The following is a 10,550-nucleotide window of genomic DNA, read 5'->3' on the forward strand; positions in this document are numbered from 1 at the left end:
GCTCCTCAGCTCAGGCGCAGGCGGCTGGCGCCCACCAGCCAGTTGTAGATCAGGTACAGCACCACGGTCGCCAGCAGCAGCAAGCCGCCCAGCGCAGTGGCCATGCCCCAGTTGATGCTGGTGTTGGTGTAGAACGCCACGAAGTAGCTGACCATCTGGTCGTTAGGGCTGCCCAGCAGGGCCGGGGTAATGTAATAGCCAATCGCCAGGATAAACACCAACAGGCAGCCGGCACCGACGCCCGCGTAGGTCTGCGGGAAGTACACCCGCCAGAAACTGGCAAAGGGGTGACAGCCCAGCGAAATCGCCGCACGCATATAGGTCGGCGAAATACCCTTCATCACGCTGTAGATCGGCAAAATCATGAACGGCAACAGGATATGCACCATGGAGATGTAGACCCCAAGCCGGTTGAACACCAGCTCCAGGGGCTTATCGATAATGCCCAGGCTCATCAGCGCGCCGTTGATCAAGCCGCCGGACTGCAGCAACACAATCCACGCGGCGACACGCACCAGTACCGAGGTCCAGAAGGGCAGCAGCACCAGGATCATCAACAGGTTGCTTTGCCGCGCCGGCAGGTTGGCCAGCAAGTACGCCAGCGGATAGGCCAGCAGCAGGCAGCACACGGTAATCACCAGGCCCATCCAGAAGGTGCGGGCGAAGATATCGAGGTAGATCGCCTGGTCCGGGGTGGCCGGCGCGACTTCACCGAGGTCGTCGATCCGATGATCGACGGCCGCCAGCAGGTAATAAGGCGTAAGGCTGCTGGTGTTGCGGCGGATTGCCTGCCAGTACGCGGGGTCGCCCCAGCGTTCGTCGAGGTTTTCCAGCGCTTCTTTATAAGAGGCCGGCACTTCGCTAAACGGCAGCGCCCGCGCAGTTTTGGTCAACAGGCTGCGATAGCCCGCCAGTTCCATGTTCAGGCGCTTGGACAGGTCGCCCAAGGTCTGGTTTTTACGGGCTTCGCCCAGGTCCTCGCTGATAGCCTGATACACCGGCTCGTCGGGCAAGCCGCGACCATCCCAGGCAGTCACCGCCACCACGGTACGCGGCAAGCCGGCGACCACTTCCGGGTTACCGACGCTTTTGTAGAGCAGCGCAACGATGGGCACCAGGAACACCAGCAGCAAAAACACCACCAGCGGCGCGATCAAGGCCTGGGCCTTCCAGCGGTTAAGCCGCTCGGCACGGGCCAGGCGCTGTTTCAAGCTGGGGGTGGTGACCTCGTTCGAGGGAACGGCGATGGCCATGGCAAACTCCGGAAAATCTACAGTTGAGACCCGTGTTAAAGGCCCCTTGTGGGAGCCGGGCTTGCCCGCGATGGCAGCGCCTCGGTGTGTCACGTCTACCGAGGTGATGCCATCGCAGGCAAGCCAGCTCCTACAGGGGTTTAGCGGTGGGGCTTATTACTTGGCAGCCCAGGAGTTGAAGCGCTGCTCCAACTGCTCGCCGTTATCCGCCCAGAAGCTCACATCGATCTGCACCTGGTTGGCGATGTTTTCCGGGGTGGTCGGCATATCCTTGAGGATGTCCTTGGCCAGCAACGGTACGGCCTGGGTATTGGCTGGGCCGTAGGCGATGTTTTCCGAATAGGTTTTCTGCTGTTGCGGTGCGACGGAGAAGGCGATGAATTTCTTCGCCGCCTCGGCGCGTTCCTTGCCCAGGCCCTTGGGGATCGCCCAGGCATCAAAATCGTAGATGCCGCCGTTCCACACCACTTTCAGGTTGCTCTCTTTCTGCACGGCAGCGATCCGGCCGTTGTAGGCCGAACTCATCACCACATCACCCGAGGCCAGGTACTGCGGCGGCTGGGCGCCGGCTTCCCACCATTGGATCGACGGCTTGAGCTCATCGAGTTTCTTGAAGGCGCGGTCTTGGCCATCTTTGCTGGCCAGCACTTTGTAGACATCCTTGGGCGCTACACCGTCAGCCATCAGGGCAAATTCCAGGGTGTATTTGGCGCCTTTGCGCAGGCCACGCTTGCCGGGGAATTTCTGGGTGTCCCAGAAATCCACCCAGCCGCCTGGTGGCGCCTTGAGCTTGTCGGCGTTGTAGGCCAGCACGGTGGACCACACGAAGAAACCCACGCCGCAGGGCTGGATCGCGCCTTTCACGTAATCTTGCGTGTTGCCAAACAGTGCAGGGTCCAGCGGCTCGAACATGTCTTCGTCACAGCCACGGGACAGCTCCGGCGATTCGACTTCCACCAGGTCCCAGGACACGCTCTTGGTGTCGACCATGGCTTTGACCTTGGCCATCTCGCCGTTGTACTCGCCGGCGATGATCTTGCCGTGGCCCGCGCTTTCCCACGGCGCATAGAAGGCCTTGACCTGGGCCGCCTTGTTCGCGCCGCCAAACGACACCACCGTCAGGTCAGGACCAGCCATGACCTGTGAAGCACCCGCCAGGCCAATGGCCAGGGCGGTCAATTTCAGGGATCTCAACATTTATTGTTCTCTCCACGTGCAGGGTTGGATGAAGCCAAGGGGGCGATCAGTTCGCCTCTAGAAGTGGGTCGAGTGCGCGAACGTGCTCGACTTGCCAGCCAATCGGAACCACATCGCCGACCGTCAGCGCCGGGTCCAGCTCGGCGATCGGTTGTTTCACAAAGAAATCAGCCTTGCCGCAGACTTCCAGGCGCACACGCACGTGGTCGCCCAGGTAGATAAATTCGGCCACCCGACCCGAGAAGCGATTGCTGCAGCTTTCGCTGGAACCGTTGAGGCTGACCCGCTCCGGGCGCACCGACAGCGTCACCGGCCCCCCGATCTGCCCGACATTCACCGCCAGCGCCTCGACCTTCTCGCCCCGCGCCAGCTCGACCACGCAGCGCTCGCCGGTGTGGCTGTGCAGGCGGCCGTTAAGGCGGTTGTTCTCGCCGATGAAGTTGGCGACGAAGGTGTTTTTCGGCTCTTCATACAAGGTGCGCGGCGGTGCGATCTGCTGGATCTCGCCCTGGTGGAACACCGCCACCCGGTCGGACATGGTCAGGGCTTCACCCTGGTCGTGGGTCACGTAGACCACCGTCACGCCGAGGCGCTGGTGCAGGTGCTTGATCTCCATCTGCATGTGTTCACGCAGCTGTTTATCGAGGGCACCGAGGGGTTCGTCCATCAGCACCAACTGCGGCTCGAACACCAGTGCCCGGGCCAGGGCCACCCGTTGTTGCTGGCCGCCGGAGAGCTGCGCCGGGTAGCGCTTGGCGAAGGCGTCGAGCTGGACCATGCTCAGCACGCGCTTGACCCGCTCGCTGACATCGGTCTTGCTCAAGCCGCGTACGGTCAGGGGGAACGCCAGGTTCTCGGCCACGGTCATGTGCGGGAACAGCGCGTAGTTCTGGAACACCATGCCAATGTCGCGCTTGTGCGGCGGCACGTTATTGATGGAGCGCCCGGCCAGGAGGATTTCCCCGGCGGTCGGCGTTTCAAAGCCCGCCAGCATCATCAGGCTGGTGGTCTTGCCCGAGCCGGACGGCCCCAGCAAGGTGAGGAACTCGCCTTTGCGAATGTCCAGGTTGAGGTCTTTGACGATCAGGTTCTCGCCGTCGTAGCTCTTTTGCACACCACGAAAGCTGACCAGCACATCATTTGAATCCACCTCGCTCATACCCGCACCTTTGTGTTTTGGACTGCTGTGGAGCAAGCGTAGTCCAGGCGCCAGCCCACGAAAATCGGGGCGCAAGAGAGATTGGCATCAGCGCGGTGGAAGGTTCGGGGTAGGGATTGCCCTACACGGATGGCGGGCATGGGACAGTTGGGCTGCCAGGAGGACGTGACAAGCCGCAGGCATGGGCTGCGGGGTGCTGCCGGGGTGTCGCAAATAGATACGCCTCCCTGTAGGAGCCCGGCTTGCCGGCGATGGCGCCCTCAAGATAGCCACCACCGGCAAGCCGGGCACCTACAGGAGTTTGTGCTCCATCGCGTACTTCACCAGTTCTGCCAGGGAGGTGATGTTGAGCTTTTGCATCAACCGCGCCTTGTGGGTGCTGATGGTCTTGCTGCTCAGGGCCAGTTGCTGGGCGATATCGTTGACGTTGGCACCCTGGGCCAAACGCTCGAACACCGAGAACTCGCGCTCGGACAACAGCGAATGCAACGGCCGGGTGTCGGTGAGGCCGACTTCGAACACCATGCGGTCCGCCAGGTCCGGGTCGATATAGCGCCCGCCCGCGGCCACCTTGCGGATCGCCGTCAGCAATAGCGCCGGATCGCTGTCCTTGGTGGCGTACCCTGCCGCGCCGACCTTCAACGCCCGGGCGGCCATTTGCGCCTCGTCATGCATCGACAACACCAGGATTGCCGGTGGATTGTTCAGCGCACGGATCCGCGCAATCGCCTCCAGGCCATTGACCCCGGGCATGGAAATATCCAACAGCACCACCTCGCAAGGTGTATGGCGCAAGGCTTCCAGTAACTGCTCGCCGTTCCCCGCCTCGCCCACCACCAGCAGGTCCTTGGCCAGGCCGATCAACTGCTTGATGCCTTCACGGACGATGGTGTGGTCTTCGGCTACCAATACGCGGATCACGGCAATTTCCTCTCTCTATAGCGATTAAACGCCGACATTCAAAATGTGGGAGCAAGACCACAAGGGATCTATGGCGAATCCAACGGCACTGTAACGCTGAGGGTGGTGCCCTCCCCCAACTCGCTGTCGAGGGTCAACCGCCCGCCCATGATCAGCACCCGCTCGCGCATACCCACCAGGCCAAACGATACCGGGCGCCCCGGCGCAGGGACGAAGCCTGCGCCATCATCGCTGATGGTCAGGCGCAGATTGGCGCCCTCCACCACCAGGGTCAGCTCCACAGTATGCGCCTGGGCATGGCGCATGACATTGGTCAGCGCCTCTTGCAGGATGCGGAACAGGCCGATGGCCTTGGCGTCGCTCAATGCCGGCAGATTATCCGGCACTTGCACCAGGCAAGGGATCTGCGTGCGCGCCTCGAACCGCCGCGCCTGCCATTCGATGGCCGAGGCGATCCCGGCGTCGAGAATCGGCGGGCGCAGCGCGGTGGCCACATCACGGACCAGTTGAAACAGCTGCGCGATCAGACGCTTCATACTGTTCAGGCGCTCGTGCAGGCCGGGGTCCAATTGCGCGTAGGCCAACTCGCACATGGACGTTTCCAGCTTCAGCACCGTGAGCATTTGCCCCAGCTCATCGTGGACTTCGCGGGCGATCCGCGCTTTCTCCTCCTCGCGCACGGTCTCCAGGTGGGCCGACAGCTCGCGCAGCTGCGCCCGCGAAGCGTCCAGTTCCAATTCGATGCGCTTGCTGTCGCTGATGTCCCAAACGATCCCGTCCCAGACCACCGCGCCATCATCCAGGCGTCGCGTGACGGCCTTGATCTCGGCCCAGCGCTGCTCGCCTTGCCGAGTGAGGATGCGGCCCTGCCACGACCAGTTGCTCTCGGTGTCGATGGCCTGGTCCTGGGTCTGGTGATAACTGGCGCGATCATCCGGGTGTACCAGGCTGCGTAGCCCCACATCGCGGTGGCTGAGCACGGACGGCGAATAACCCACCAGGCGCTCACTGCCCTCGCTGATATAGGCAAAATCGATGGCAGCGCTCAACGGCAGGCGCTCCAGGCGAAACACCAACCCCGGCACATTGGCGGCGATGCCTTGCAGGCGCGCTTCACTTTCCTGCAACGCGGCCAAGGCCCGGCGGCGCTCGGTAACGTCGTTGAGGTACACCACCAGGTATTCGCCACCGGCAAAGCGCAGAAAACTCAGGGACACATCCGTGGGCAACAGGCTGCCATCCGCACGCAGGCACTGGGTGGCAAAGCTCTGCGGCCCGTCTTCACTGGCCCGGGCGCGTTTCCACAGGTTCAGCCAGCGGTCCATGCTCAAGTTGGGTTCGAACTCGATCAACGGGCGTTCGATCAACGCGCCCGGGCCGTAGCCGAGCATCGCTTCGGCGGCGACGTTGGCGTAGCGCACATGGCTGTCCCAATTGACCCAGAGGATGCCGACAGTGCTTTGATCGATGGAAAACTGGGTCAGGCGCAACGCTTCGGCGCCTGCGGCACGGGCAGCGCTTTCCTCGCGCGCGGCCAGCAACTGGTGCTCCAGGGCATGTTTTTGCCGACGCTGCCACACAGCAACCGCCAGGCACGCGAGCAACAACAGGCCCAGCAACAGGCTGAGGTTTTGCCAGAACCCCGGTGATTCCGACAGCCGTGGGTATTTGGCTTGCAGCCAACGGGCGTGCAATTGCTCCAGCTCACGGGCGGGAATGGCCCGCAGGCCGCTCTCGACAATGTCCGCCAAGGCCGGCCAGTCACGCCGGGTGGCCACCCGCAGCAATTGCGGCAAGCCAATATCACCCACTACCGCCAGGCTGGCGAACTCTGGCTCGACCGACAGCCGGCTCAACTGCGCCTCATCGATCACGGCATAGCGCGCCTGCTGGCTGACCAACAATTGCAGGGCCTGGCGCTCCAGGGGTACGCCTTGCAGGTTCAGGTTGGGGTAATTGCTGCGCAGGTAATCAGCCACGGCGCTGGGCATGCGCACGGCGACCCTTGAGTGTTCGTCGAGTTTTTCCAGATCCACCGCGCCGCTGCCGTCACGAATGCCGACGATGTGCTGGGGCACGCGCATATACGGGTCGGAAAACAACCACAGGCGCAGGCCAGCCGGGGTTTGCAGCAGGCCCGGCGCGAGGTCGACCGCGTCCTCGCGCAAGGCGTCCTCCAACTGTTCTTGCGTGGGGAAGTTGCGCCAGCTCAGCTCAATGTTCAACGCCTTGGCCAATGCCTGCATCAGCTCGACATTGGCCCCGGACAACCGCTGCAGGCGCCGGTCGTATTGCGCGTAAGGCGCCTGCAACACCACGCCGACCCGCAGTTGCGGGTGCTGCGCCAGCCACTCGCGCTGCTGGGGGTTGAGCACCGCCGGCGACACCACGGACGCGGGCGCAGCACTTGCCATCAAGGGAAAGCACAGATAGCCGATAACCAGCAGACAGCGAAAAATCATCATTCACATCTCACATCCAACCCATTAGGCTGCCGGGATCACTTCTGGCCGGAATTGCACTATGCCCCTGCTTCACCGTTCGACACTGCCAGCATTGTGCCTGTCGCTCCTGTTTACCAGCACCTTTTGCGTGCAGGCGGCTGACACCGCGCCGGCTGCCGCCGAAAAGCCACCGCAACGCCAGCCTCTGCTTGAGCGCAGCCAGGAGGAAGCCAGCGCCCTGGAGCGACAACTGCCGCCCCAGGAGCAGCAGCAATTGCAGGCTGGCGACGAGTCATTCCTGGCCCTGTGGAAGCCGGCCAACAGCGCCGAGCCGCAAGGCGTGGTGATTATCGTCCCCGGCGCCGGGGAAACCGCTGACTGGCCGCAAGCCGTCGGGCCTTTGCGCCAGAAGCTGCCAGATGCCGAGTGGGGCAGCCTGAGCCTGTCATTGCCGGACCAGAGCCTGGACACCCTGGCGCCCCGAATCATCCAGGCCCCCGACTCGGCCGTCGACACCAGTAGCAAGGATGCCAGCACCGCCGCGCCCAAGCCGATCGAACAGGCCGCCAGCGCCGAAGCCGAAGGCACCGACCCGGCCGTGGTCCCCGGCGCGGATGAGCAGGACAAGACCGATGCGACCCGTATCTTCGCCCGCATCGATGCCGCCGTCGCCTATGCCCAGACCCAGAACGCCCGCAGCGTAGTGCTGCTGGGCCACGGCTCCGGGGCCTGGTGGGCAGCGCGCTACCTGAGCGAAAAACAACCCGCGCAGGTGCAGAAATTCATTATGGTCGCGGCGCAAACGCCGATAGGCCGCCAACCGAACCTGCAACAGCTGGCGCCGACCTTGAAGCTGGCAACGGCCGATGTCTTCTACCAGGACAATGCCCAGGCCAGCAAAATGGCGCTGGAACGCAGCCAGGCGAGCAAACGACTGAAAAATGACAACTATAAGCAGGTGTCGTTGAAGACTATCCCCGGCAATAGTTCAGCGGCCCAGGAACAGTTGTACCGGCGTATTCGCGGCTGGTTGAGCCCGCAAGGCAGCGGGACTTGACCCACCTCCCCTCGCCGCCAAGCCGGCTCCTGTAAGGTCAGCGGAAATCCCGCTGCTCACGGATCACCGTGTAGGCGCTATGCAGCTCGCGCGTACGCTCCGTAGCCTCGCGTACCTGCGCGGGGCTGGCGCCGCTGCCGGCGATCTTGTCCGGATGATGGCGACTGAGCAGTCGTCGGTAGGCACGCTTGATCACAGCCGGCTCTGTCGTGGCCGTCACCCCCAGAATCCGCAGGGCTTCCTGGTAGGTGCCACCACGAGTGGCCAGGGGCTTGCGCTCCGGCTCGTAGTCGTGGGCCAGGGCCTGGATCTGTTGCGGCGTCCACCCCAGCCACTTGCCCCAGAGGTCGATCAGGTCGCGCTCGGCGAGGCTGGCCTTGCCGTCGGCCCAGACCATGCGCCAGCAGGCACGCAGCACGCCTTCTGCGGCATGGGGCTGGGACTTGAGCACACGCAGGTAACTGCGCACCCGATCGGTCCCTGACTTGCCCCGATTGAACGCCGCAATCGCCCGGCGCTGGGCCGGCTCGGTCATATCCAGCGCGCGCATCTCCACCCGCGCCTGCTGGATATGCCCGTCGACCACTCGCCCGTTGCTCTTGGCCAAACGGCCCAGCAACACAAACAGCAGTTCGTCGTTACGCAGCGCCGGACGGCCGCCCAGGCGCTCGCGCAGTTGCGCCCAACTGCGCAATTGCAGGCGTCGATCCAGCGCCTGGCCCAATAGCGCACCCAGCATGGCCCCCGGAATACTGGCGATGGCAAACCCCGCCCCGGCGCCGATCAAAGTCCCTGGCCACAGCATCTTACTGGCCCACGGTCAGCAGGTTTTCTACCTGCGCCAGGCGCTCCAGCGTACCGACGTCAATCCAGCGTCCATCCATGTGTTCCCCCGAGACCAAGCCTTGAGCCATCGCTGCGCGCAACAAGGGCGCCAGCTTGAAGGCACCGGCGCTGCAACCCGCAAACAGCTTGGGATGCAGCAGCGAAATGCCACTGAAGGTCAGGTTATCGGCATCGGGCGCTGCATCATGAAGCAAACCGTCCTTGATATAGAAATCGCCACCACTGGGGTGATGGGCCGGGTTGTCGACCATCACCAGGTGCGCCAGACCGCTCAAGGGCTGCTTGAGGCGGGCAAAGTCATAGTCGGTCCAGATATCGCCATTGACCACCAGGAACGGCTCGTCTCCCAGCAGGGGCAAGGCCTGAAAAATCCCGCCACCGGTCTCCAGCGGCTCGCCTTCAGGTGAATACTGGATGCGCACGCCGTACTGCGCGCCGCCCCCCAGGTAATGCTCGATTTGCTGGCCCAGCCAGGCATGGTTGATGACGATCTCGGTGAACCCCGCTTTCGCCAGCGCCTCCAGGTGGTACTCGATCAGGCGCTTGCCACCGGCCTGGACCAGTGGTTTGGGAGTGTGCAAGGTAAGCGGACGCATCCGCTCGCCCTTGCCGGCCGCCAGGATCATGGCCTTCATACGTGGGCCTCGGCCGGTTGGCGCAGGCTCGACAGCAACTCGCCAAGGTCGGCCAGTTCCGGCCGATCGGCCAGCACCGCTTCTATATAGCCAAAGAAGCGCGGCACGTCCGCCAGGTAGCGCGGCTTGCCATCACGGTGGCAGATACGCGCGAAGATACCGATGACCTTGAGGTGCCGCTGCACCCCCATCAAGTCGCTGGCACGCAGGAAGTCTTCAAAATCCGCCTGTACCGAAATGCCCAATTGGCCAGCACGCTGCCAATAGCCGCGCTGCCATTCGCGCACCCGTGCCTGGGGCCAACTGAGGAAGGCGTCCTTGAACAGGCAGGTGATGTCGTAGGTCACGGGGCCGTAGACCGCGTCCTGGAAGTCCAGCACGCCAGGGTTCGGCACGCTGATCATCAGGTTGCGCGGCATATAGTCGCGGTGCACCAGGACCTTGGGCTGGGCCAGGGCGCTGTCGATCAACAACTGGCTGACCCGCTGCCATAGGGCCGACTGCTGCGCATCGAACTCGATGCCCAGGTGCCGGCGCACGTACCACTCGGGGAACAACTCCAGCTCCCGGCGCAACAACGGCACGTCGTAGCTGGGCAAGCCGGCGTCCATCGGCAATTGCTGGAACGCCAGCAGCGCGTCGATGGCCTCGGCAAACAATTGGTCGGCATTTTCCCCGTCAATCACATCCAGGTAGGTGTTTTTGCCCAGGTCATTGAGCAAAAGAAAGCCTTGGGACAGATCCTCAGCAAAAATTTGTGGAACATTTATTCCTGATTTAGCCAACATTCGCGCGATATCGACGAAAGGTTTGCAGTTTTCCTGGGGGGGCGGAGCGTCCATCACGACAAATGTGCGACCTGCGCCCTCCCAACGGAAGTACCGTCTGAAACTCGCGTCGCTGCTGGCCGCAGTCAATGTAGCCGGGGGTACGGGGCCCCATCCCTGGGCAAGGAAAAGCTCGGGTAACTGCTGATCGAGCCACACTTTCAGGTGTTGCAAACGTAGATCTTGGTCGGGCATTACAAGGGTCTCCGAC

At 63.1% G+C, this 10,550-nt stretch carries 9 protein-coding genes; 1 reads left to right on the plus strand and 8 read right to left on the minus strand.

Annotation, left to right across the window (positions count from 1 at the left end):
* Positions 1-5 precede the first annotated feature (5 nt).
* The 5 genes from ACO77H_RS25155 to ACO77H_RS25175 all read right to left on the minus strand — a co-directional run bounded on the left by ACO77H_RS25155 (position 6) and on the right by ACO77H_RS25175 (position 6,992).
* A complete protein-coding gene (locus tag ACO77H_RS25155) occupies positions 6-1,253 on the minus strand; it encodes an ABC transporter permease (RefSeq protein ID WP_169953822.1) in 1,248 nt (415 codons plus the stop codon).
* Between the two features lie 156 nt (positions 1,254-1,409).
* Entirely contained in the window at positions 1,410-2,450 is a 1,041-nt protein-coding gene (locus ACO77H_RS25160; protein WP_169953821.1) for an ABC transporter substrate-binding protein, read from the minus strand.
* A 46-nt stretch (positions 2,451-2,496) separates the two neighbouring features.
* Positions 2,497-3,609 carry an ABC transporter ATP-binding protein gene (locus ACO77H_RS25165; protein WP_432754695.1) on the minus strand — a complete coding sequence of 371 codons (1,113 nt, stop codon included), beginning with the start codon at positions 3,607-3,609 and terminating at the stop codon, positions 2,497-2,499.
* Positions 3,610-3,900: 291 nt separating this feature from the next.
* Positions 3,901-4,530, minus strand: a complete 630-nt coding sequence (locus ACO77H_RS25170; protein ID WP_169953820.1) for a response regulator — start codon at positions 4,528-4,530, stop codon at positions 3,901-3,903.
* Between the two features lie 68 nt (positions 4,531-4,598).
* Positions 4,599-6,992, minus strand: coding sequence for a PAS domain-containing sensor histidine kinase (locus tag ACO77H_RS25175; RefSeq protein WP_432755785.1), 2,394 nt, complete (start codon positions 6,990-6,992; stop codon positions 4,599-4,601).
* A 61-nt stretch (positions 6,993-7,053) separates the two neighbouring features.
* Here ACO77H_RS25175 and ACO77H_RS25180 point away from each other — a divergent pair, with 61 nt between their 5' ends.
* Positions 7,054-8,031 carry an alpha/beta hydrolase family protein gene (locus tag ACO77H_RS25180; RefSeq protein ID WP_432754696.1) on the plus strand — a complete coding sequence of 326 codons (978 nt, stop codon included), beginning with the start codon at positions 7,054-7,056 and terminating at the stop codon, positions 8,029-8,031.
* Between the two features lie 37 nt (positions 8,032-8,068).
* Here ACO77H_RS25180 and ACO77H_RS25185 read toward each other — a convergent pair whose 3' ends face one another.
* From ACO77H_RS25185 to ACO77H_RS25195, 3 genes are read right to left on the minus strand one after another with little or no spacing between them, the layout of a single operon-like run.
* Positions 8,069-8,836, minus strand: coding sequence for a DnaJ domain-containing protein (locus ACO77H_RS25185; RefSeq protein WP_169953818.1), 768 nt, complete (start codon positions 8,834-8,836; stop codon positions 8,069-8,071).
* Position 8,837: 1 nt separating this feature from the next.
* On the minus strand, positions 8,838-9,512 hold the full coding sequence (murU, locus tag ACO77H_RS25190; protein WP_432754697.1) for an N-acetylmuramate alpha-1-phosphate uridylyltransferase MurU: 675 nt from the start codon (positions 9,510-9,512) through the stop codon (positions 8,838-8,840).
* Complete coding sequence (locus ACO77H_RS25195; protein ID WP_432754698.1) at positions 9,509-10,534, minus strand: aminoglycoside phosphotransferase family protein; 1,026 nt, start codon at positions 10,532-10,534, stop codon at positions 9,509-9,511. The genes murU and ACO77H_RS25195 overlap by 4 nt, the downstream gene beginning before the upstream one ends.
* Positions 10,535-10,550: the final 16 nt, after the last annotated feature.

Source organism: Pseudomonas sp. WMBT8 (assembly GCF_050916005.1).
Classification (GTDB): domain Bacteria; phylum Pseudomonadota; class Gammaproteobacteria; order Pseudomonadales; family Pseudomonadaceae; genus Aquipseudomonas.